Consider the following 22,581-nt stretch of genomic DNA (forward strand, 5'->3'; position numbering starts at 1 on the left):
AAAGTCGTACATTCGTGCCAATCTGCCGCTGACCGGCGACAGTTCCCGCACGAGTCGGCCGGACGGAGCTGCAGGCAGCCGAATGCGCCACAGGCCTCAACTACACTCCCCATCCGGGAAGGGGAGAAAGCGGGTCGTTGCGTCGTGGAGGATCACTGGTACCGACGCATGTTCGCCTCCAGCCCCGTGGCGCAGGCTCTCTCCGACGCCGATGGGCTCTTCGTCGACGTCAATGCGGCCTACTGCGAACTCGTCGGCTTGCCCTCCTCGGAACTGATCGGTCGATCCGCGACGGTGCACACTCACCCGGACGACCTCCCGCTCCACGGCAGCGTCGAGGACCTGATGGCCGCTGGAACGGCCGCGGACGAACCCGTGAAGGTCGAGGTGAGGTTCGTTCTACCGAACGACGAGATTCGCTGGGTTCTGCTGACTCTGGTCCCTTTCACCGGTCCGTCCGATGCCGAGTGGACGCTCGGTGCCGCTCTCGATATCACCGAACGGAAAGAGGTCGAGGACGGCATCCTGCTCGCGTCCCGAACGGATCAACTGACCGGGGCACTCAACCGTCGCGGCTGGTCGGATTACGCGGTGTCCCTCGTCGACGACGATTCGGTCGACACAGTCGTCGCGGTTCTCGATCTGGACCATTTCAAGCAGTTCAACGACCACTTCGGCCACGCCGCCGGCGACGCGTTGCTCCGCGACTTCGCGTCGACTGCCCGCAGCTGCATCGGCGTCGATGGACTCCTGGCTCGATGGGGCGGAGAGGAATTTGTGATCACTCTGCGCAATTGCGATCGTCGCGGTGCTCTTCGATCACTCGAGGCTCTCGCCGCCGCCACCACGTCATCGGGGGTGACGTTCTCGGCCGGGTACACGCTCCAGCGACCGAACGAAGGTCTTCGCAGCACACTCGACAGAGCTGACGCGCTGATGTTTCAGGCGAAGCGCGCAGGCCGAAATCGAATGATCACCGACGCACCTTTCTGACTCAGCGCAACTTGCTGATATGGCAAACATACTTGCCATATCTATGAACGGGCTGTCACTCTGATCCCGGAACACCACCGGGAGAGGACTCAGCACATGACGCACGCATTCGACAAGGAGTACTGGGAGCACCATTGGGATGACCGAACATCCCGCACCGTCGCGGCGAATCCGTATCTCGTGCAGGAGACGGCCGGATCGACGCCCGGTACCGCGCTCGACGCAGGCTGTGGTGCCGGAGCAGAAGCGATCTGGCTCGCCGAGCAGGGCTGGCGAGTCACCGGTGCCGACATCTCCGCCGCTGCCCTCGACACCGCCGCGAAGCAGGCGCGGTCAGCGGGGGTCGACGTCACCTGGATCGAAGCCGACCTCACGACGTGGAACCCGACCGACCGTTGGGATCTGGTGACGACCCACTACGCGCATCCGTCGACTCCGCAGTTGGACTTCTATCGACACATCGCGCAGTGGGTTGCGCCTGGCGGTTCGCTGCTCATCGTCGGTCATCTGCACGACGGCGGGCATCATCATTCACACGGGGACGACGAGCAGCCACCGCACGAGGCCACTGTCACCGCGACAGACATCACCGCCCTGTTCGACGCCTCCTCGTGGCGCATCGACACCGCACTCGAACGTTCCAGAACGGTCAGTGGCACGGGTGTGCACTCGAAGACGTTGCGCGATGCGGTGGTTCGGGTCACGCGTCGAATCTGATCCCGCGGTCGTAGCGGCGTCCGTGTCCCGAGGGCCGGGGCAAGGCGCAAGGCGCAAGGGCAGGCGATCGGGTGTACGGTCCGGTGATGCACGGCGAACCGGGACGTGATCCGTACGGCTGTTTCCTCGACGACTGCGAGCCGTACCCGTGGTGACCTCGCAGCAGGACGACGCCGAAAGCCGTGTCGCTGACGCCTTTCTGGCGATCACGGGCGCGAGCCTGTCGTCGATGACGGAGATCCTGCGGGACCTGGGCGACGAGCCGGCCAACACGAAGCCGGACCTGCCGGGTGCCAACAGTCCGTACGCCATCGTGTTCCACAGCGTGGCCGTGATCGAGTACTGGGCAGGTTCGGTGATCGCCGGTCTGAAGATCCCGCGGGATCGCGCCGCCGAGTTCACTGCCACAGGCCGAATCGACGATCTGATCACGCGGGTCGACGAGGTTCGGTCGCGTCTGCCCGAGTGGGTGAATGTCGCAGTACGCGAGGGGATTCGCGATCGAACCGTCATGGGTACCACCCGCCCGGAGCTCGCAACCGCAACCCCGGAATGGGTGTTGACGCACCTGGTGCGCGAGTTGGCCCAGCATCTCGGCCAGCTCGAGCTCACCCGCGACGTCCTTCGTCGGGCGTGACCTGGGTCAACGATCGATGGTGACGGTCGGCCACGGCGGCCGCCTCAGGACCGCAGCACATCCCAATGTCGCAGCAACGAGGCCGGTGAGCACCCCGATCAGTTGGATGCGGCCGGTATCGACTGCGGGGGTCCACACCGCCGTGCCGTCCGTGATGGTGAACACCCCCACCGCGGTCTCTGCTCCCCGAGCCGATCGACGCGATACCGGCAGAATGGTCGTGCGGTCGTCCACTCTGACGGTCTCGCCGTACTGCACTGCAGACGGGCTGAACACGTCGGGCAAGCGTGAGGTCATGAATGCACTCCCGGAATCGACCGATGTCGTCGCGGTCAGACTACTCGCGCGCAGATGCCTCCGGGCTCGTCCGAATGCCGTCCACCATTGCCCATCGTCGTCAGCGGTCGGTGTTCACAGCGGCTGCGAGTCCGTCGACCAGAGTCGGCAGGAAGTACGGAATCGACAGTGCCGTCGGGCCCACTGCAGCTCCGGCTTCCTGGCCGACGAATCCGGCGACAGCACCGGCGGCGACTGCCGGAATCTGGCGTGAGACAGGCGAATCGAGGAATTGCTGCAGGGCGTCGTCGGTGTCGACCTGAGTGAACACCACATCGGCGTCGATCGTGGAGATGTTCTCGGCCGAGACCGTGGTCGAGTAGGTGGCGTCGTCGGTCGCGAGGTCGGTCACCGATGCAGGCGAGACGAAGCCGAGGTTCTCGAGCATCTCCACTCTGGGGTCCGACGGCAGTAGTAGGTAGTACACGTCGGCAGCCTCGGACACGTATGCGATTGTGCGGCCGTCGAATTCGGGATGGCGTGCGCCTGCGTCCTGCACCTGAGAATCCAGATCGGCGACGAGATCACGCGCCCTGTCCGGCACCCCGAGAACATCACCGGTGGTGGTGATGACATCGCGCCACGGCGTCGACCACAGTTCCTCCGGCGGGGCGATGACGGGAACTCCGGCTGCGGTCACCGCGTCGTACTCGGCCCGCGTCAACCCGGAATGCGGAGCCAACAGCACGTCCGGGTCGGTGGCGAGTAGCTTCTCGACGGACAGTGCGTCGGTGACGTTGTCGAGCAGAACCGGGGCCGGACCGCCGGACGACTCGATCGCGTCGGACACCCACGGGTAGATCAGATCGTCACCGCCGCCGTACTCCGCCGAGGGCATCGCCACCGGGACGACACCGAGCGCGAGCACCGCGTCGGTGGTGCCGAATCCCCACGTCGCGACCCGTTCGGGCACTGCGTCGAGGGTGGTCTCGCCGTACATGTGCTGCACGGTCAGCGGAAACGAGCCGGTGGACGCGGCGGCGGCCGGGCTGTCGGTCGTTTCCGTCGAGCTGCACCCGGCGAGCGCGAAGGACGCGGCCGCGACAGCGGTGAGGAGTGCAGCGAAGCGGGTGGTCACACGAAGAGTCATCACAGTCCTTCAGATCGGTACGCATGATGAGGTTAGCCTTAGCTACTAAGAGGCCTTCCATCGGGTCGCACCGTTCACAGGAACCTCGCAGCGGAGGTCCAGGGTCCTCACCGCAACGTCCCAGAGTATTGGCACTACCGAAACATTCAGTGCCGCAACGAAGGAGACGTACGACGATGACCCGAATCCCCGAGCCGACCGATACACCCGACGGACCCGCCTACGAGGGACGTCTTCTCGACCGCCCCACCGAGGAGGTCGTCGACCAGGGCGCAGGCTTCGATATCACCACCCTCGTCACCCGCCGCCGTGTACTGAGTCTCGTCGGCGCAGGAGCGGGCGCGTTCGCTCTGGCCGCATGCTCAAGCACCTCCAGCGCCGGAAGTTCCGCCGCCACCACGGTGGCCGCGTCGACGACCACCTCGACGGCGACGAGCGAGATCCCCCAGGAAACCAATGGCCCCTACCCGGCCGACGGCACCAACGGCGTCAACGTCCTCGAGGAATCGGGCATCGTCCGCAGCGACATCACCTCCAGCCTGGACGGTGGAACCACGGTGAGCGGAGTGCCCCTCACGTTCACCTTCACGCTCACCGACCTGGCGAACGACAGTCGACCGTACGAGGGTGCGGCCGTGTACGTGTGGCAGTGCGATGCGGAGGGCCAGTACTCGATGTATTCCGAGGGGGTCGAGGACGAGACGTATCTGCGCGGCATCCAAGCGGCCGGCTCCGACGGCACCGTCACCTTCGAGACCGTCGTTCCCGGCTGCTACTCCGGTCGCTGGACCCACATGCACTTCGAGGTATACCCCGACGCCTCGTCGGCGACCAACGTGGACAACGCCATTGCCACCTCACAGGTCGCGTTCCCGCAGGACATGCTCGAGGCGATCTATCAGGACAAGACCGACGTCTATCCCGAGTCGGCGAAGAACCTGACCCAGATGGGCAGCCTCGACAACGACAATGTCTTCGGCGACGGCTACGAGCTGGAGATGGGCACGTTCAGCGGCGATCCCGCCTCCGGCTACGTCGGATCGCTCGCGGTGGCGATCGACGCCACCACCGAACCGACGATGAGCGCTGCCCCCGCGGGCGGAGGCGGCGGCGGTGGCGGCCAGGCCCCCATGGGCGGCGGCACTCCCCCGGCGGGCGGACCGCCCAATGTCGGCTCTGCACCGACCAACTGATCACCCCCACCTCACACCACCCACCAGCTAAGGAATCACCATGTTGCACAACCTCACCGGATGGCACGCCCTCATCGTTCTCGCCATCCTGCTGCTCGTGTTCGGCTCGACCAAGCTCCCCTCCCTCGCCAAGGGCGTCGGTCAGTCGATGCGAATCCTGAAAGACGAAGTGCGCGACGACAAGAAGACCGCGACGCGTGACGAGACCACCGCCACCACGGAACCGACATTCGCCGACGCGTCCGTTCCGGTTCCGTACCGACACGCATCATGAGCACAGCCACCGCCGCGCGAGGAACGATGCCCCTTGCCGGGCATGTGCGCGAGGCTCGTCGCCGCGCAGTGCGCGCGGCGGTGTCGCTGATCGTCGGCGTGGCGATCGGGTTCGCCCTCACCGACCAGATTCTCGACATCCTCCGTGCGCCCGTCGAGGAGCTCGCCCTCTCCCGTGATGCCAGCCTGAACTTCGACACCGTCACCGGCGCTTTCGATCTCGAACTGAGGATCGCGCTGTTCGCCGGTGTGATCGTGTCGTCTCCGGTGTGGTTGCGTGAGCTGTTCGCCTATCTCGCACCAGGTTTGACGCGTCGGGAGAAGAAGTACGTCTACGGTTTCTCGGCCGCAGCAGCGCCACTGTTCGTGGCCGGCTGCGTGTTCGGGTTCACCATCTTCCCGCGTATGGTCAGCGTGCTCGCCGGGTTCTCCTCGGACCAGGACAGCACCATCCTCAACGCCTCGTACTACGTGGACTTCGTGATGAAGATCGTGCTGGCGACCGGTATCGCGTTCGTACTGCCGGCATTGCTGGTGATGTTGAACTGCCTCGGCATCCTTTCTGCGCATCGACTACGTAGCAGTTGGCGGCTCAGCGTCGTCGGAATCGCCCTGTTCAGTGCGCTCGTCACTCCCGCCGCCGACGTCCTGTCCATGTTCCTGGTCGCGTTGCCGATGGCCACCCTGTTCGGTGCGGCCGTGGTGATCACCGAGATACACGACCGCCGAGCGGCTCGACGCATCCTGACTTCACCGAAACCGGAGCTCACATCATGTTCGGCTTGACCTTCGAGAAACTGTTCCTGGTAGCGATCATCGCCGGCTTCGTCCTCGGCCCATCGCGACTACCCGGATACGCCCATCAACTGGCACGGACCGTGCGCTCCGTGCGCAGTTTCGTCGAGTCCACCCGCACCGCGGCAGAAGACGAAATGGGCGTTCCGCTGCGCCGTTCGGAGTGGGAGTCGATGGATCTTCGCCAGTACGATCCACGCCGCATCGTCGCCGACGCATTGCGTGACACCGACTCCGCTCCGAAATCCGAGTGGCCGGACGAAGTGATCGACGAAGCAGCCCGCGTACGACCGGGCCAGAAATACCTCATCACCGGAGCGGCATCGCATCCACGACGAATCCTCATCGAGTCGTTACCCGAGAACGACCCCCGTCGTATCGCGGCGCAGGTCCTGCCGGATGTCGCAGCCACAGGTTAGGGCGGCGAAAGAAGGACAACGTGTAACACACTCGGGCATGATGTAGCCCATGACTACCAGCGTCGTAGCTGCCTCGGAGTCGGGTGTCACGGCAGTTCAGGTGTGGACTTTGATCGTCGTCGTCATCGCTGCCCTCGGTGCGGCGTGGGCGGCGCTCAGTGTGCGTCGGGTCGGTGCCAACGAGGACGTCATCTCCCGCGAGGTGGCCGCACTGCACACTGCCGTCGACCGTCAGGTGCGCCAGTCGGGTGAGAGCGACTCGTGGAGCCGCGATCAGGTGACGGCGCGGTATCAAGAGTTGCTGTTCGCCCTGTCGAATGTCGATCGGGTTGTGGCGGAGGAGATTTCGGCAGCGGTGGTCTCGACTCCGGTCGGCGATCTCACGGCTGCGACGCAGTCCTTGAACAAGGCCTACGACCGGTTGAATCTGGCGCTCTCCGCCGCATTGGTGGTCGCGCGCAGGCGGGTTCATCCGTTGGCGTTGGAGTTGTCGACGGGCATCGACCGTCGGGTGTTCGCCCCGCTGGCTCCCGAAACGGGAATCCCCGCTCCGGCACACGAACGTCTGCAGAGCGAGCACGCGTACATCATCCGGATGCACTCGCTGCTGTTGACGGCGATGCGCGCCGATCTGGGTCTGCTCGATCCCAGCGCCGAGGCGACACTGATCTTCACGACGAAGGAAGTGGAATCCGGTGTGCTGGCGGATCGATCGACTGCGGCCGGACGTAGTGGGGTACAGCTGATCAACCTTCTCGAGGACTTCGGCGTCATCCCGTTGCTCGGAGCCGAGGACGACTTCGTGATGTCCGACGCGCTGGTCGTCCAATGCGAGGAGCTCTACAGCTCGGTGAGCCCGAACTTCGAGGCGGTGCTGCGGCACATCGGCGACGAGATCCATCTCGCGATCAGGCCCGATCTCACCGACGATCGCCTCGAGGAGATCTACGAGATCGCGGCGCGACTGGTCGAAGCCGGGTTGCGCGGAAACATCCACCGCCGAGACGGATTGGACGGCAGCAGCCTGTTCCTCATCGATCCGACGCACCAGCCGGGTAAGGACCGGGTGTAGCTATGCCCGTCCGACCGACTGCGCCGGTCAGTCTTCTGATCGCTTCAGGACTGCAATACAGGTCAGAAACACAATCTTGATATCGAGCCAGATGGACCAGTTCTCGATGTAGTAGTTGTCCCATTCCGCGCGATCCGCGATGGGTGTTTGGCCCCGCAATCCGTGCACCTGAGCCCATCCGGTGAGACCTGCTTGGACGCGATGCCGCTCTCCGTAGCGTCTGATCTGCGCAGCGAACAGGTCGACGTACTCCGGGCGCTCAGGACGGGGTCCGACCAGGCTCATGTCGCCGCGAAGCACATTGATGAACTGCGGGAGCTCGTCGAGTGAGGTCTGTCGCATGATCTTGCCGATCTTGGTGCGTCGGTCCACGCCTTCCACTCCACCGGGTGCTGCCCCCTCGACCGGAACGAAATCGGCATCGGAGTCCCGCGGTGGGCGCATCGATCGGAACTTCAAGCAGTCGAAGGGGACTCCATCCCGGCCGATTCGCTGTTGTGCGAAAAAGATAGGGCCCGGGGAGCTCAACCGCACGAGCACCGTGAGCAGAAGGAATACCGGCGAGAGAAGAAGTAGAGCCACTCCCGCGCCGATCCTGTCCAATACGCCCTTGAGAACGAACTGCCACCCTCTCGGATCGACATGACGCAGGACCATCAACGGCAACCCGCCGAGATGCTCGATATGAGCGTGCACGCCGACGGTATCGAACAGGCGAGGCACGAGCCAGACGCGAGTACCGGCGTTCTGTGCTGCACGGATCGCTGCTACCACCTCTTCGTGGGGAGCTGAAGCAAACGCAACCACAACTTCTTCCACTCGATGCACGTGGACCAATCGAGCCAGGTCGGTGAGTGTTCCGAGATTCGAGAGTTCCTGATGCACGGCGGGATTCGCGTCTGAGACGGAATCGACCGTCCCTATCGGATCCATCCCGTATTCGGAGAACTGCTTCATTCTGTGCGCCAGTTGCTCGGATACGGGACCGCTGCCGACGATGAGGGTCGGCGCACTCGAGTGGTGTCTCGTTCGGAACCAGCGTTGCATCCACGCACGGGCCAGACAGGCGATCGCGAGTGTGCCTGCCGCGCACAGCCAGACTCGGACCATGACCGGGCCTGGGGCATAGGATGTCTCGGTTGCCAGAACAAGGGCGAGCGTGATCAGAGTCGCAAAAGCCACGGCGGATTGGACCGGGCCGATCTCATCGATGAAATTGCGCCGGAGACCTCGTCGGTAGAGCTTCCTCGAGGCCAGGAGCACAAGGAGCGTCGGCACGAACAGCCATGGGTGCCAACCCAACGCAGCGATACTGCCGGACCGCCATTGAACACCTTCGGCTACGCCGATGACTGCGGCGATCACATCGACAACAACGGCGGCGATCGTGCGAACCGGGTCGATACGAATTCGATCGGATACATTCCTCCCGAAACGCAGCTTCACCGAGTGCGGTGTTGTCGATCTCATCATCGTTGGTCCGTGAGAGTCCGGCACGATGCACGGTTCCTTCCGATATTCATGCCAGCCGAGCGGTCAGGCCATTTGGCATTCGACATTTCGAAACACCAAACACTTATCACTCACCGCGACTTTTCGGCGACCATCGGAAGTATTGCCGTCACCGGAAAACAAACTGCTAGAAGGGAATTCTCTGACGAATGAGCCAGGCGATGTCTTCGAGGGTCTTCACGTGACCGGCCGTCCATTTGCGCGGCCGGTAGTCCCACACATCCAGAATCCCGACGGTATAACCTGCTTCGGACTTGATCGGCGCTGCCATGTATGCGATCAGTTCGGAAGTCGCGTGATCCCTCAGTAGCGCATGCTCTCTGATATCCGGGGCCACCAACGTTTCTCCGGTTTCCACAACGACACGACACGCAGACCGTTCCACCGCCACAGTCTGCGGCTGCGCTGCTGTTCCCGTGGTTCCAACGCTGGCTTTGATGAATTGCGTTCGATCGTCGACGAACGAGATCGACGCGCCTTGCGCTCCCATCGCTCGCAACGTCATCCGGGCCAGTTTGTCGAACTGCTCGTCACGCGGACTGCCGATCATGCCCGTAGCTCGTACGGCGGCGACCCTGTCCACATCGTCGATGAGCAGGTGCGTCTGTCGGGGAGCCGTCGAATCGAGATCGGACAACTCGATGCTCTCGGATTCGAAGCTACGGGCGTCCGCCAGCACCGCGGCCACCTCCGGCGAGGACTCCCGTTCGAGTTCCGTGACGAGCCGAGTGATGATCGCCCGACGTGCATAGGTATTGAGGGACTCGCCGGCCTTCTCGGCATGCTGAGTCAACAGTGCGTTGATTCGATCTCCGAAACCGGTTTTTCCTAGTTCCACACACTGGACGGTAGTTGACTTTGCGCTAGTCCGACCAGTGTCCGACCGATAACGCCCACTGACTGTGCGGGAGAATCGTCATTCGATCGCCGGTGACGAACTCGTAGCGCGACCGCTTCGAGACGCATGTGCGTCGACGGAACGCACAGGGCACCCGCCCGGAAACGTGCCCAGTTGGGCAATGTCGAATCCGTCCGAATAGGAACGCATTCGCTGCGAGTCGGCATTGCGTCGCTGCGTGAGGCGAGCAGGAAACAGTCGCAGAGCACGTCCCCGCGCACGCATCGCGGCTGTGACGAGCCGCTCCAGCGCCAGAGGAGGGTGGCTGTAGCCCAACGCATTCCGCAGCGGCGCATCCATGAGAGCGAGACTCACCACGCGAACGACTCCCTTCGGGACGGGTGAGACGAACGAGGCGAGTAGAGCCAGAGTGGCGTCGGCGACGCGTCGAGCGCCGGGATCGAAGGCGAAGTACTCCGCTTCGTAGTCGTCCATCAAGTGCGCGAAGCCCTCGAACGAGTCGGGCATGTCCGATATCCCCATGTGCTTGCCCAGCGTTCGGAAATACCTGACCGATGCTCGTACTTCGATGTCGGTCATATGCCGTTTACCCCACACGGATATCCAGCGCTGCGGAACGACGACGAAAGTCGCGAGCACGTACAGCATCTCGTGATTGGGTATGTCGTAGCTTCGGTGCATCTGATTGATCCGGCGGATCGCGGCACGGCCCTGCTCGTCGTCGAAGCCCCGCAGGAACGGCACCTCGAGCAGCAGCACCGTGTCGTCGTAGCGCTTCTGAGTGGCCCCGGTGAATGCACCGGTGTCGTCGAGGAGCTTGCCGATACCCGGTACCGCGAACGTCCGGAACAGCGCGAAAGACAGCGCCTGCGTGATGTCCCACGGGAACTCGTGCACAGCCAGGTTTCGATAGATCTGCACGAAATCGGTGTCCGGGTCGAGTGAGTCGTTGACACGCCTCCAGTGATCCCTGGGAACCCCGCCGAACCGCTGTCCGCGCACTGTGATCGTCGTCATATCCTCAAACTAGAATGCTCACTCTAATTTGGCAAGCCCTACGAGCCGACTAGCATGGGGCCGTGCGTACGCCCGTGCAGTCCCGCAGCGAAGGATCCACTGCGCGAATGGTGGCGGCGACCATCGAGTTGCTGCACGAGGGCGGCCTACAGGCGGTGACGATCGCTGCCGTCGCCCAGCGCTACGGCGGGTCCAACGGGTCCATCTACCATCGTTTCGGAGATCGAACAGGCCTGCTGATGGCAGCCCAGGAAGACGTGCTGACTCGCATCGAACTTGCTGCTGCAGCGGCATTTTCAGCCGCAGAACAAGAATCCGACGACGACCGAGCTGTGCAGATGCTCGCCGAAGCCGCGCTCGCGGTGTTCGCCGAGCACCGGGGTGCCATGCGCGCGTTCTTCATCCAGTCCCGCAACACGACCGACGGAGAGTTGTTCGCCACACGGATCGTTCGCACCAACCATCAATTGGCCGACACCGTGACCGGCTGGCTGTCGGCGAGGTTCGGAACGAGCGACGCCGATGCCGAGGCCACCTGGAGAATCCTGTTCGCCATCGGCGCGTCCCAGGCCGTGTTCGACGATCAGGACCTGTCCGCTCGTTCCACCAGCGAGAGTGAACTGTCCGACGCACTTGCCCGCGCAGTGTCGGCGGTCGCGCGACGCGCCTAGCGTCCGGTCCCGCTCACACGGTGACGGGCGAGCACCAACACGGTTCCGATGAAAAGTCCCACTACTGCTCCGCCCACCAGATAGGCCCGGGCATTCGGGCTGATCGGTGCATCGGACGCTTCGGCCTGACGGCGGGTCTTCAACTCCACCGAGGGCGGCTCCCCGTTCCCGGGAGCGTTGAGCTCCGCAACTACTGCACTCACTTCCGCGGCCATGGTGTTCGCGATATCGCGCGCGAGCTCCGGCGAGGTATCGGTGGCGACGATATCGAACACGACGGTATCCGGCGAGGACGACGTCGACACCTTGTCGATCAACTCCGCCGGAGTGAGATCGAGCGCGAGATCGGCGACGACTCTCGAGGCCACAGCCTCGTTGGTCACCAATTCTGCGTACGACGACACGGCCTGCCCCACGAACAAGTTCCCCACGTACGTATCGCTCACAGTCGTGGACCCCGAGCTGGAGACGAACATCTGAGTGCGTGATTCGTACACCGGCGTGATCAGCGAGGTGATTCCGAATGCCGTCGCCATCGACAGCACGATGGACACGGCGACGACGCGCCAGCCCGCGATCACCATCTTCACGAAACCGCGCACCGACACCCCGACCCCCATCTCCCAGACTCGAGGCTCTGGAATCGACCGGCTTGGTCGCGCTCCACATCTCGCGTTATGCGCCCGATCCGGACGGGCCGAAGTCGGACCCATCCATACTGTGATCGGTCACGAATATGCGGCGTGACCGCCATGATTCGCCGTCTCGTAGCCACCCTCACAGGTCGGCGCGAGCACACCCGAGTGTGCGCCTGCGCTGCCTGCTGCTGGACCCGCGACTGAGACAAGTTGTCGCGCTGTGCCACCGCGGTGACCGTCGCAACCGAACCGTCCCGGTTGTAGATGGACCCGGTCGCACTCGCCACGATGACCTTTGCGGGGTTGTCATCAGTGGAGGGTCCAAGCGAAGCTCTGGGCGATCGTGATGAACACGGTCGCCCAGTGCTCATTTCCTCAGACCGGGGTTCTCGACGCCGTTTCTGGGCACATCGCCGGGTGTCTCGGCGCGACGTGCCCGGGAGTACGGTGCGGCGGCGGGGGCTGCGGTACGTGCGGCTGCGCTCGGTGCAGCCGATGCAGTCTGGGTCGATCCCGGACGCACCGAGGCAGGTTGCGGCGCAGCAGGTGCCGCCGCGGGGGTCGGAGGAGCCGGCGCTGCAACCGGAGCCTGAGGCGCGGGAACCGGCGGTGCCGTCTGCCTGGGCAGGCTGGCGTCAGCGGAGTAGTTGTACGAGTAGCTGTACATGTCGCCCTTCTTCGAAGGCGTCAATGCCAGCACCACACCCAGGACGTGCGCCCCGATGGTTTCGAGATTGCCGATGGCCCTGGACAATTCGTTGCTCTTGGTGTGCCCGTAGCGGGTGACCAGAAGAGCGCCGTCGCTGTGGGTGGTGAGAACGGCCGAGTCGGTGACCGGCAGCAGCGGAGCGCCGTCGACGATCACGTAGTCGAACTTGGAGCGCAGCTCGACCATCAGTGCGCGAGATGCTTCCGAGCCCAACAGCTCGGACGGGTTGGGCGGCAGCGGGCCGGACGCCAAAGCCTGTAGACCCTCGTACCTGGTCGGCTGCAGCACCTCGTCCACTTTGGCCTGTCCGGCGAGAACAGTGCTGAGGCCGACGGATCCGATGAGACCCAGGTACTTCGAGATGCGGGGGCGACGCAGATCGCCCTCGACGAGAACGACGTGGTGTCCGGCTTCGGCGAGCGCTACGGCCAGGTTCACCGCTGTGGTCGTCTTGCCCTCGCTCGGAATCGCGCTGGTGACGACGATGACGCGCGGAGGATGATCGACTTCGAGGAACTGCAGGTTGGTGCGGAGCTCACGGAAGGCCTCGGCACTGGACGACTGGGCGAGATCCTGGAAGTCGACGGCCGGATGCGTCTTGCGCTCCTTGTCGAACGGGATGGTACCCACCAACGCCTTGCCGGAGATCGACTCGATCTCTCGACGGTCCTTGATGGTGTTGTCCAGACGATCACGCAATACGGCAAGTGCGATACCGAGCAACAGACCGACGGCGGCACCGAGGGCGAGGTTGCGCTTGGTGTTCGGGCTGACCGGTGATGCGGACGCGTCGGCCTGTTGGAAGGTCTTGACGCCCGCCGACGGGGTTCCGCCGTCTTCCGGGGTCTCCAGGTCGCGTACCTGGGTCGTCAGCTCCGAGGCCATTGCGTTGGCGATGTCGCGAGCAGTCGCAGGGGACGGGTCGGTGACGGTGATGTCGAACAGAACAGTGTCGGGAGTCGACGACGCTTTGACCTTCGCGGCCAACTGCGACGGCGTCAGTCCGAGGGGAAGGACGTCGAGCACTCGGGCTGCCAGTGCCTCGCTGGTCACCAACTCCGAGTAGGACGCCACTCGCTGCTGCGAGAACAGGTTGCCCTGGTACGTCTCACTCACCGACGTTCCACCGGAGGTGGAGACGAACATCCGTGCGCTCGACTCGTAGAGCGGCGTCGTCAACAGGGACGCGCCCAACGCACCCAGGATGGCGACGATCACGGTGACGGCGATGATGATCCACCTCGCCTTCAGGATTCTCAGATAATCCTGTATCTCCATGCTTTCGCGCTCCTCGTTCGTTCGTACAACTCGCAACGTGTCACTGCGTGGCTCAATCGTTACATAGGTAATTCATTTCCGTGCACCGGATGAGAAGCCGCGTCTCTCCTCACAATTCATTCGTTTGATTCACGAGCACAATCAAGTAAATGTCCCGTTGTGAGCATTCATCGGGTCTACGGAACCCGATTTCGGACTCCCGACGTGCCGACCGTCCCCCGCTGGCAGCACTGCCAGACCCCTCTGCGGTGCGACGATAAGCAGTAATCGGGCGCCCGCGAAACTCGAGGTGATCCTCGCCACTCTCGACCGACGCTTTCGGTCTTTCTCCGAGTCGCGCAGAAATAACCGGACCGTCGAACTGTTGCGTCGGGCAGAATCTACCGTCATGGCCGGTTTGCGCGGTGCGGCGCGAGATGTGTGGTGGAAGGTCAGTGGTGCGATAGCAGTCGTCGCTGCGCTCGCCTTCGTCGCTGTTGCCCTGTTCGTGAACTCCACGCGCGAAGCAGCTCCGGACACCGCTTCTGTCGCTGCCTTCACTCCGCCCACCTCGCAGCCGCCGGCCACCACCACCAGCGCTTCGCCGACCACCGAAGCTGCGGCACCGCAACTCGTCGCCGCGTTCGTCGGAGATTCGTACACACAGGGTGTCGGAGCACAACCGTCGAGCGAACGGTGGACGTCCCTGCTGGCGACGGCGATGAACTGGGACGAACGCAACTTCGGCGTGGCAGGCACGGGCTATCTCGCCACGGCAGGCGCGGAGGTGTGCGGACTGGATACGTGCCCCAATTATCAGACGACGGCGCTCGACGCCGTGGCGACGAATCCGTCGATCGTTGTGGTCTCGGGTGGCCAGAACGACGTGGCCGCCTACGCCGAGGATCCGACAGCGGTACAGGCCGCCATTGCGACGACGTACATCGAGATTCGCAATGCCCTGCCGAACGCGCGCATCATCGCCGTCGGTCCGTCGACAACGGGCGAAGACACCGATACGGTTCTCGGCCTGGATCGCGACGTCCGCGATACGGCAGAAGTGTTTGGTGCGCAATATGTTTCACTGCTCGATCCACCGGTGGTCGATCCCGCGACCGTGCTCCCGGACGGTGAGAACGTGGACAACCTGGGCCACAGCGCGATAAGCCGGCGAGTGCAGACGGCACTGGGGTGAGAACCGCTACTTCAGGGCCTGTTCGACGGCGTCGGCGATGGCAGCGTGTCCCCGGTCGTCGACGTGCACTCCGTCGGGATCGAGCATGTCCTCGTCGATGACGTCCGGGTCGGTCAGTGACACGAACTCTCCGCCGACTGCGTTCACCGCGTCGCGCACCACCCCCTCGTAGGCGGTGACGAACGGCGGAACCTCGCCCGCCGAAGAAGGTCCAACGGCGATGATGCGTGCGGTGGGGAGCCCGGTACGAAGTGTGCCCATGGTGTCGTAGATCGCGTTGACGGTCTCGGTCGGGTCGCGAACGAACTCGGTGAAGTCGTTGGTGCCGCCGGCCACCACGACGATCGGTGGCTTCAAGGTCACGGCATATCCGGCCATCTCCTGGAAGCTGCCGCATCGCTCGGCTCCACAGTCCGGTGCCGCGAGTGCGTATCCGGTGGAACCGATTCCGATGTTCTGCTCGGTCCACAGCTTGTCGGCCGCGACGATCGATGTCCATCGATGGCCGAGATCGCTTGCACCCGCGCCGGATACGTACGAGTCTCCGATGAAGACGGCGGTCGGTCCCCCGTTGGACGACGGAACGAACGGCGCGGCGGAGACGTCGGACGATCCGGGCTCGGTCCGCGTCGCGTCGTACCGCAGGCCGACGACCACGACGCCGGCCACGACGACGATCACCACCAGGATCAGCAGCGCCGCTCTACCGCGAGACATGCTGCACCGCCTGTCGATATTGCTCGTCGAGCATCTTTGCGACGGTGTCGGTACCGAACTCGGTGCGCGCCGCCACCCGGCCTCGCCTGCCCATCTCGGCGCGTAGGTTCGCGTCGCCCAGAAGCGATCTCACAGCGTCGACGAGCGGCTGCAGCTCACCGCCTGGAACCACGATTCCGCAGCCGATGCGGGTGATGTCCGGTGCGAGACCGCAGCTGTCGGTGACCACGACCGGCAGCCCGACCGCCATGGCCTCGAGCACCGACATCGGATAGGGCTCGTCGACGGAGGGCAGCACATAGATCGTGGCCGCTCGCATGCGTTCGGCCGTCTTCTCGGGGGCGCACGGCCCCTCCCATCGAATCCGGGGGCCGGTCCGCTGCGCGATGGAGTGTGCCATTCCCGCGTCCGGGCCGACCATCGCACAGGTCACCGAATCGTTCTCGCGGACCAGGATGTCGGCCATATCCACGAAGAGGTCCGGCCGCTTCCGCGGATGGAGGCGCGCCAGAAACAACACTTCCGGATCGGTGTTCGGCATCTTCTCCGGCAACGCGGGAACGCCGTTGATCACATTCACCAGGTTCATCCCCGTGCCCGCCACCTCGACCACATCGGCTCGTTCTCGCTCGGTGAGGTAGAAGACTGCGGCCGATCGGCGCAGGACGGATCGTGTGGCCACAGCATCGAGCGGACGGGCGAGCAGTTTGTCGCTCGCATCGATCATTCCGTGGGTTTGCACCACCGACGGGACGCCGCGCAGTCGACACAGACCGGCAGCGGGGAGTGCCACCAGATCACGGGCCAGGTGGACGTGGGCGACGTCGAACGTCCTCGCGTGCTCGGCCAACCACCGCAGCATGCCGGGAGCGGCGAGGCCTGCAAATCCACTGTGCGGAATCACCGTTCGCGGTCGGAACAACCAGATGTCGACGGCACCTGCGGTGGGCGGAGGTCCGTTGCCTGCCGCGGCGACGGTCACCTCGTGGCCCAGATCGGCGAGCGCGTCGGCCTGGTTGAGCGCAACCCGTGCGGGCCCACCGTAGGCACCGTCCTCGGATATCAGCGTCACCACATGCAGGATGCGCATCACGCCACTCACTCCGGACGGCAGGCGGCGGGTGCCAACACCGTCGCGCCCTCGGCTACATCGGCGGTCACCAGTGCCGTTGCTCCGATCGTTGCGTCGTCACCGATGCTGACCCCGCGCAGAACGGTCGCCCGCGCCGCAATCCACGCTCGGTCGCCCACGACGATGGGTGCGTTGTCGAACTCGAATGTCGCCGAGCGCCGGTCGTGGCTGCCGGTGCACAGCAGCACGGCCTGGGAAATACAGGTGTTCGTTCCGATCGTCACCGGTTCCAGGTTGAGAATCCAGGCGTCCTCACCGATCCACGAGTGATCGCCGACGGTGAGCTTCCACGGCCAGTGGATGCGGACGCGGTGCCTGATCGACACTCCCACGCCGATCCGTGCACCGAACATCCGGAGGACTTGCAGCCGAATCGAATTGGGACACCACCACGGCGAGACCAGCAGGCTCGACGCGAGCATCCACAGCACCTGGATGTGGAACGGTCTGCCTTTGTCGTATCCCGCTCCGGTGAAGCCGGCGAGCGATCGGCCGATCACGTGCGTTTCCTGAGCGGCTGCGCCAGCGGCGCAGCCATGACGGTGCCCGGCGGAACATCCTTCACCACAACCGCATTGGCCCCGATCGTGACACCGTCTCCGAGCACGATCGGGCCGGTGACGACGGCTCCGGCCGCGACCATGACGTCGTCTCCGATGGTGGGTCGCCCCTTCGGTGAGTAGCCGACGGACGCGTGCTGGTTGACCCAGAAATTTCGGCCGATCGAGGTTGCCGAGACCATGATTCCGTTGCCGTGGTGCAGGAAGATCCCGGGGCCGATGGAATCCGACTCGAGCAGAATGGTCCGGTCCGGTCGGTAGATCTTCTTCAGAGCGATCCGCACAGCCAGGGGGCTCTGCCGCAGTCTGAAGTGGACGACGTTCCGAAATTCGTGCAGCGCACCCGCGAGGTAGGCGAACCGCGAGTATTCGTCCAAGGGGACCAGAGCATCGTTGCCGATGCATTCGATCCACCTCGCGACGTCTGCTCGCACGAGGTCTTCGTTTCCCGATGTGAGCACACCCCACCACAGTGGCCGCGCCCAGATTCGAGCCAGGCGAATCAAAAAGGATTTCTTCGCGGTGTACGGCGGCATGGGTGCAAATCTAAGGTCGCGCAGCCGTGGTGTCCACCCGTCATACTGCATCGTATGGCCGTGCGACGCAGATGGGTTCCGCTGGCATGTGCGCTGCTTCTCGCGTCGTCGTGCTCGACAAGTGTTGAGCCCGAACGAAGTCCGGAAACGAGCCCGCCTCCCGTTTCGGAGTGGGATTCGGTGCACGTCGCCAGCAATGTCGCCAGCATCGGGATGCCCGGTTCCGACGCCCGACGCGATATCGACTCCGTCGCCGATGCCGGCTTCGAGGGAATCAGGTTGCTGGTCAAGTGGTCCGACATCGAAAGCGTCGAGGGAATCCTCGATTGGAGTCGAGTGGACAGGGAAATGGCGTGGGCCGCCGAGCGCAATCTCGCAGTGCTCGGAGTACTCACCTGGGCTCCCACGTGGGCGGTGCCGGCCGACTACGCACTCGTCACACATCCCGCGCCTGCCTCTGCCGAACGGTTCGCCCAATTCGTCTCTGCCGCAGCGTCTCGCTATCGCGACCAGGTCGGTGCCTGGGAGATCTGGAACGAGCCGAACGTCGCAGCCAGCTACGGTCCGAGCGCGAATCCCGTCCAATACTGCGATGTTCTGTCGGCGAGCTCCGCGGCAATTCGCGACGCCGCGCCCGGCGCACTGGTGATCACCGGACCCACCTCTCCCGCAGTCGATTCCAGCAACGATCTGTCGCCCGCGACATTCGTCGAGGCCCTGTACCGGTGCGCAGGAGCCGAGACGTTCGATGCGGTGGCGATGCATCCCTACAGCAGCCCGCAGCTGTTGAGCGAACCCACCGAGCCGTGGTCCTCGGCCCACGAGATCGCGAAGGTCCGCGCCGTCATGGAGAGCCACGGAGACGCGGGCAAGCGAATCTGGTTCACCGAGTTCGGTGCACCCACAACGAGTTCGGGCGTCGACGAGCAACGGCAGGCCGACATTCTGGTCGACGGCATCACCGCGCTGACACAGCTACCGTATGCGGGTCCGGTGTTCGTCTTCGACTTCCGTGACTCGATGACGGGCAGCGCTGTGCCCGACTACAACTACGGTCTGGTGCGATCGGACTACACCCCCAAACCTGCACTCGACGCGGTTCGAGCCTTCGTGGGATGAGCGCTCGCCAGCGTGTGTACCCATTCCTCGAACCTGTCCAGGGCAACGTCCCGAGACATGTGGTGTCGCAGATACCGATTACCGGACTCGACCAACTGCGCCGATCTGTCGGGGTCCGTGGCCAGTTCGATCACTCCCTCCAGTAGCGCTGCCGGGTTCGCGGGGTCCACCCGTACGCCTGCACCGGCCGATCGCACCTCCTGGTCGGTGACACTGCCCGCTGCAGTGGCGGCGAGGACGGGGCTGCCGCTGCCGAAGTAGGCCGTGAGCTTGCTGGGGACAGCCATTTCGGACACCTCGGGCCGCTCGTTGACGAGCAGCACGTCCGCTGCGTCGAGGGCAGCTCTGAATTCTTTCTCCGGCAGGGATCGTACGAATCTCAGGCTGGAGATGTCGGTACCCAGTTCCTCGAGTATCTGCCGCTGATTGCCGTCGCCCATCAGGACGAACTGCACCGGGCCACCACGTCGGTCCGACTCTCGCGCTGCCTCGACCACGTTCTCCAGTCCCTGCTTGAGGCCCATGTTGCCGGCATGCAGTGCGATCACCGCCTCTCGTGACCACCCCAGCAGGTCACGCGCGTGGTCGCGGCTCATCGATGCCTGATGCGGCATGTGCGTCCAGTTCGGGATGACGGTGAGCTTGCTCTCCGGTACCCGTAGTGCGGTGTGGGCATGCTCGGCGAAACGACGGTGGATCACCGCGACTCCGTCGGCCGCACGCAGAATGCCGGATTCGAGATTCGTTGTCGCACCGGCACTCGACCCGTGCATCGTGCCCGTCTCGATCACTCCGCGACTGTAGAGATCTTGCACCCACACCCCCAGCGCGGGCCGGAAGGGTTGCGCTTTGAGGCGTGCCATCACCAGGCCGGTGGACACCAGCGCAGGCGATACACACACCACCACGTTCGAGGACGGGATCCGGCTGCGCGCCACCCTGGTACCGAAGGACAGTTCGAGGTGCGCGCGTTGGGTGACGGTCATGCTGCCCGGAACGTAGTGGCGGTGCCGGGTGACGTGCACACCGTCCACCATCTCCTCGATGGTCGGGCCTGCGTAACGCGGATCGGGAGCCCATTGCGGGTAGTGCGGGAAGCCGGTGACGACGTGGACGTCGTATCCACGTTGCGACAGGCCTTCGGCGACATCGGCGGTGTAGGGCGCGATCCCGGTGACTTCGGGTTTGTAGTTGAGTCCGATCAGAGTGATCCGCATCAGCGTCTCCGTTTCCGTACTTCGAATTCCGACCGCCTCTTGTCCCACAGCTCGTCGGTCGTACAGATCCGGCGAGCAGGATTGCCTGCCACCACATCTCCCGGTGCGATCGACTGCGTCACCACGGACCCGGCTCCGATGATCGCGTCGTCGCCGACCACGACACCGGGCATGATGACCGTTCCCAACCCGACGAATGCTCGTGCGCCGATCGATACCGGGGCACGGCGATACAACTCTTCGTCGGGGGGAAGTTCTCCACGCGCTTCGGCCACTCTGTCGAGGGAGAAGTCGTGGGTGAGTATCTTGACGGCATCCGAGACGACGCAGCGGTCGCCGAAGGTGATCGACCCGGGGCCGGAATTGTCGAGGAACACCGAGGACGAGATCCACAACGGCCTGCCCTCGATCGCCACGCCCGAACGCTCGAGCAGTCTCACCACCACGCTCATGTAGGCGTTCTGGTCGATCCTGTTGAGGCTGCGCAACAGTGGCAGGAACTTCGAGACGTCGATCATGGGATCCTCGCTGCGGTGCTGAGTTCGATGCGCGCAGGTGCGGTGGATGGGTCGGCACCGCGCTGCCGTACCAACCGTGGAACCCACGCCATGTCCGGGATGAACTGGCACAACACCACCGCCCCCGCAGTGACGAGCACGACCCCCGCGGCCCCGGTGGTCGGAGCCACCGCAATCGCCGCGGCGGTGGTGACCGCCGCCATGGCGGCGAGGCATCCCGCCTGCCACCGCGCCTCGGTCGGCTTGGTCAGCAGCATCCCCGACGGCAGATGCAGGCATTGGGCGACGAGCAGAACCGCGAACGCTCCGGCGAGTACCGACGGGATGTCGATGGTGTTTCCCGAGAGCACATCCGCAAGCCACGGACTCAGGAGCACCAGCGGGACCGCCGCGACCAGCGCGACCAGACCGAAGCCCAGCGTCGACATCAACCAGAGGCTGACGGTCTGTTCGGCTGCCGATCGGCGTTTGACGAATATCGGCCAGAAGGCCAGCGCCGCGGTGGAGAACACCGACCAGCACAGACCGTACAACTGTGCCATCAACGCGTATCGGCTCAGTTCGAGGGGAGTGGACAGATGCGAGAGCACGATTCGCTGGACTTGGAGGCCGAAAGGTATTCCGACGCTGACGACGAACAGCCACAGCGACCCCTCGAGCAGCCCCTTGGTCGGTATCGGCAGCGCCGCTCTCCGGAACACCGACATCCCGAGACCCGAAACTCTCAGCGCCAGAATCGTTCCCATCAGGTTTCCGAGCAAGGCACCGATGAGTGGCGGCAGGACGTACCAGATCCCGCGGACGCCACCGGCATACATTCCGACGGTGACCAGTAGCGCGAACAGCGAATTGCTCACCATCACAACGACGATCAGTTGTGCGCGGTCCACTCCGATCAGGATGCGCAGTCCCAGTCCCGCCGGAATCGTCACACCGAACAGGGCAACGGCGATCGTGATGACGAGTCTGTCCTCGGGTCCGGTGGTGGTTCCGATGAGTGCGCCCCAGCCGTCGAACATCATCACCGCGACGGCCACCCCGGCCACGACTATGCTCACACGAGCCAGAATTCGGTACGCGCGGCGGATCACCGCGAGCGCGTAGGCGTCGTTGATGGGGTCCCGTGATCGTGCGGTCGCACTCGTCACCACGGCTCCGATGCCGAGATCGGCGAAAGGCAGCAGAAGCCCCACGGTGGCAACGAGCGCGACGACGCCGTACGCCGACGGTCCGGTGGCGCGAATGACGAGTCCGGCGCTGACGAGCCCGGCGACGGCCACTACGGGCGTCCCGATGATGCGGAACAGGGTACTGAGAACGACGGCTCTGCGTTCGACGGTGTCGAGCCCCGTACCGGGGACGCCGTCGTCATCGTCGTCCATCTCGCTCGGTCTGCGGT

The 22,581-nt window shown here is 64.3% G+C and carries 25 protein-coding genes; 11 read left to right on the forward strand and 14 right to left on the reverse strand.

The annotated features are described in order from the left end of the window. Positions 1 to 144 precede the first annotated feature (144 nt). The 3 genes from CH273_RS03155 to CH273_RS03165 all read left to right on the forward strand — a co-directional run bounded on the left by CH273_RS03155 (position 145) and on the right by CH273_RS03165 (position 2,347). Positions 145 to 993: a GGDEF domain-containing protein gene (locus CH273_RS03155; protein ID WP_256991278.1), complete on the forward strand. Its 849-nt coding sequence runs from the start codon at positions 145 to 147 to the stop codon at positions 991 to 993. A gap of 96 nt (positions 994 to 1,089) precedes the next feature. Then, positions 1,090 to 1,710 (forward strand): class I SAM-dependent methyltransferase, encoded by a 621-nt coding sequence (locus tag CH273_RS03160; RefSeq protein WP_032396182.1) that lies wholly within the window; start codon positions 1,090 to 1,092, stop codon positions 1,708 to 1,710. A gap of 151 nt (positions 1,711 to 1,861) precedes the next feature. Then, a complete protein-coding gene (locus CH273_RS03165; RefSeq protein WP_032396412.1) occupies positions 1,862 to 2,347 on the forward strand; it encodes a DinB family protein in 486 nt (161 codons plus the stop codon). Between the two features lie 6 nt (positions 2,348 to 2,353). Here CH273_RS03165 and CH273_RS03170 read toward each other — a convergent pair whose 3' ends face one another. Continuing rightward, positions 2,354 to 2,644: a hypothetical protein gene (locus CH273_RS03170; protein WP_052049756.1), complete on the reverse strand. Its 291-nt coding sequence runs from the start codon at positions 2,642 to 2,644 to the stop codon at positions 2,354 to 2,356. Positions 2,645 to 2,744: 100 nt separating this feature from the next. Continuing rightward, positions 2,745 to 3,773, reverse strand: a complete 1,029-nt coding sequence (locus tag CH273_RS03175; RefSeq protein ID WP_032396184.1) for an ABC transporter substrate-binding protein — start codon at positions 3,771 to 3,773, stop codon at positions 2,745 to 2,747. A 176-nt stretch (positions 3,774 to 3,949) separates the two neighbouring features. Between CH273_RS03175 and CH273_RS03180 the strand changes: the two genes are divergently transcribed. Genes CH273_RS03180 through CH273_RS03200 form a run of 5 tightly spaced genes read left to right on the forward strand, consistent with a single transcriptional unit; the run spans position 3,950 to position 7,525 of the window. Then, entirely contained in the window at positions 3,950 to 4,966 is a 1,017-nt protein-coding gene (locus CH273_RS03180; protein WP_032396185.1) for a dioxygenase family protein, read from the forward strand. Between the two features lie 40 nt (positions 4,967 to 5,006). Next, positions 5,007 to 5,240, forward strand: a complete 234-nt coding sequence (locus CH273_RS03185) for a twin-arginine translocase TatA/TatE family subunit (RefSeq protein WP_032396186.1) — start codon at positions 5,007 to 5,009, stop codon at positions 5,238 to 5,240. Further along, the gene (gene tatC, locus CH273_RS03190) at positions 5,237 to 6,025 is read left to right on the forward strand and encodes a twin-arginine translocase subunit TatC (protein WP_052049758.1); all 789 of its coding nucleotides are present in this window, start codon (positions 5,237 to 5,239) and stop codon (positions 6,023 to 6,025) included. Before CH273_RS03185 ends, tatC begins: the two co-directional genes overlap by 4 nt. Next, a complete protein-coding gene (locus CH273_RS03195; RefSeq protein WP_032396187.1) occupies positions 6,013 to 6,453 on the forward strand; it encodes a Sec-independent protein translocase family protein in 441 nt (146 codons plus the stop codon). Before tatC ends, CH273_RS03195 begins: the two co-directional genes overlap by 13 nt. A gap of 49 nt (positions 6,454 to 6,502) precedes the next feature. After that, positions 6,503 to 7,525 (forward strand): hypothetical protein, encoded by a 1,023-nt coding sequence (locus tag CH273_RS03200; RefSeq protein WP_032396188.1) that lies wholly within the window; start codon positions 6,503 to 6,505, stop codon positions 7,523 to 7,525. A gap of 27 nt (positions 7,526 to 7,552) precedes the next feature. Here CH273_RS03200 and CH273_RS03205 read toward each other — a convergent pair whose 3' ends face one another. The 3 genes from CH273_RS03205 to CH273_RS03215 form a co-directional block, all read right to left on the reverse strand. Then, on the reverse strand, positions 7,553 to 8,998 hold the full coding sequence (locus tag CH273_RS03205) for a sugar transferase (protein WP_032396189.1): 1,446 nt from the start codon (positions 8,996 to 8,998) through the stop codon (positions 7,553 to 7,555). 166 nt (positions 8,999 to 9,164) lie between these two features. After that, positions 9,165 to 9,875, reverse strand: coding sequence for a GAF domain-containing protein (locus tag CH273_RS03210; protein WP_032396190.1), 711 nt, complete (start codon positions 9,873 to 9,875; stop codon positions 9,165 to 9,167). Between the two features lie 78 nt (positions 9,876 to 9,953). Beyond that, positions 9,954 to 10,913, reverse strand: a complete 960-nt coding sequence (locus CH273_RS03215; protein WP_052049760.1) for an oxygenase MpaB family protein — start codon at positions 10,911 to 10,913, stop codon at positions 9,954 to 9,956. Positions 10,914 to 10,975: 62 nt separating this feature from the next. On the opposite strand from CH273_RS03215, the gene CH273_RS03220 reads away from it, so the two are divergent. Further along, positions 10,976 to 11,584, forward strand: a complete 609-nt coding sequence (locus CH273_RS03220; protein WP_143546170.1) for a TetR/AcrR family transcriptional regulator — start codon at positions 10,976 to 10,978, stop codon at positions 11,582 to 11,584. Here CH273_RS03220 and CH273_RS03225 read toward each other — a convergent pair. Together CH273_RS03225 and CH273_RS03230 are read right to left on the reverse strand one after the other, a co-directional pair. After that, positions 11,581 to 12,204 carry a YveK family protein gene (locus CH273_RS03225; protein ID WP_032396191.1) on the reverse strand — a complete coding sequence of 208 codons (624 nt, stop codon included), beginning with the start codon at positions 12,202 to 12,204 and terminating at the stop codon, positions 11,581 to 11,583. The genes CH273_RS03220 and CH273_RS03225 overlap by 4 nt on opposite strands. Positions 12,205 to 12,589: 385 nt before the next feature. Then, entirely contained in the window at positions 12,590 to 14,209 is a 1,620-nt protein-coding gene (locus tag CH273_RS03230; protein WP_032396192.1) for a tyrosine-protein kinase domain-containing protein, read from the reverse strand. Positions 14,210 to 14,597: 388 nt separating this feature from the next. Between CH273_RS03230 and CH273_RS03235 the strand changes: the two genes are divergently transcribed. Then, positions 14,598 to 15,383 carry an SGNH/GDSL hydrolase family protein gene (locus CH273_RS03235; RefSeq protein WP_052049765.1) on the forward strand — a complete coding sequence of 262 codons (786 nt, stop codon included), beginning with the start codon at positions 14,598 to 14,600 and terminating at the stop codon, positions 15,381 to 15,383. Between the two features lie 6 nt (positions 15,384 to 15,389). Here the strand turns inward: CH273_RS03235 and CH273_RS03240 are convergent, their stop codons facing one another. The 4 genes from CH273_RS03240 to CH273_RS27925 are packed head-to-tail and all read right to left on the reverse strand — an operon-like array spanning position 15,390 to position 18,328. Then, positions 15,390 to 16,100, reverse strand: coding sequence for an SGNH/GDSL hydrolase family protein (locus CH273_RS03240; protein WP_032396193.1), 711 nt, complete (start codon positions 16,098 to 16,100; stop codon positions 15,390 to 15,392). Further along, positions 16,087 to 17,190 carry a glycosyltransferase gene (locus tag CH273_RS03245; RefSeq protein WP_032396194.1) on the reverse strand — a complete coding sequence of 368 codons (1,104 nt, stop codon included), beginning with the start codon at positions 17,188 to 17,190 and terminating at the stop codon, positions 16,087 to 16,089. The genes CH273_RS03240 and CH273_RS03245 overlap by 14 nt, the downstream gene beginning before the upstream one ends. A gap of 8 nt (positions 17,191 to 17,198) precedes the next feature. Beyond that, positions 17,199 to 17,729: a DapH/DapD/GlmU-related protein gene (locus CH273_RS27920; protein WP_032396417.1), complete on the reverse strand. Its 531-nt coding sequence runs from the start codon at positions 17,727 to 17,729 to the stop codon at positions 17,199 to 17,201. Further along, positions 17,729 to 18,328 carry an LbetaH domain-containing protein gene (locus tag CH273_RS27925; RefSeq protein ID WP_045197070.1) on the reverse strand — a complete coding sequence of 200 codons (600 nt, stop codon included), beginning with the start codon at positions 18,326 to 18,328 and terminating at the stop codon, positions 17,729 to 17,731. Before CH273_RS27925 ends, CH273_RS27920 begins: the two co-directional genes overlap by 1 nt. 180 nt (positions 18,329 to 18,508) lie before the next feature. On the opposite strand from CH273_RS27925, the gene CH273_RS03255 reads away from it, so the two are divergent. Continuing rightward, positions 18,509 to 19,447, forward strand: coding sequence for a cellulase family glycosylhydrolase (locus CH273_RS03255; RefSeq protein WP_032396195.1), 939 nt, complete (start codon positions 18,509 to 18,511; stop codon positions 19,445 to 19,447). Here CH273_RS03255 and CH273_RS03260 read toward each other — a convergent pair. From CH273_RS03260 to CH273_RS03270, 3 genes are read right to left on the reverse strand one after another with little or no spacing between them, the layout of a single operon-like run. After that, entirely contained in the window at positions 19,399 to 20,664 is a 1,266-nt protein-coding gene (locus CH273_RS03260; RefSeq protein ID WP_032396196.1) for a glycosyltransferase family 4 protein, read from the reverse strand. The two genes, CH273_RS03255 and CH273_RS03260, sit on opposite strands and share 49 nt — an antisense overlap. Further along, positions 20,664 to 21,182, reverse strand: a complete 519-nt coding sequence (locus tag CH273_RS03265) for an acyltransferase (RefSeq protein WP_032396197.1) — start codon at positions 21,180 to 21,182, stop codon at positions 20,664 to 20,666. Before CH273_RS03265 ends, CH273_RS03260 begins: the two co-directional genes overlap by 1 nt. Then, entirely contained in the window at positions 21,179 to 22,564 is a 1,386-nt protein-coding gene (locus CH273_RS03270) for a lipopolysaccharide biosynthesis protein (RefSeq protein ID WP_230596862.1), read from the reverse strand. Before CH273_RS03270 ends, CH273_RS03265 begins: the two co-directional genes overlap by 4 nt. Positions 22,565 to 22,581: the final 17 nt, after the last annotated feature.

Source organism: Rhodococcus sp. 05-339-2, assembly GCF_002258965.1.
Classification (GTDB): domain Bacteria; phylum Actinomycetota; class Actinomycetes; order Mycobacteriales; family Mycobacteriaceae; genus Rhodococcoides.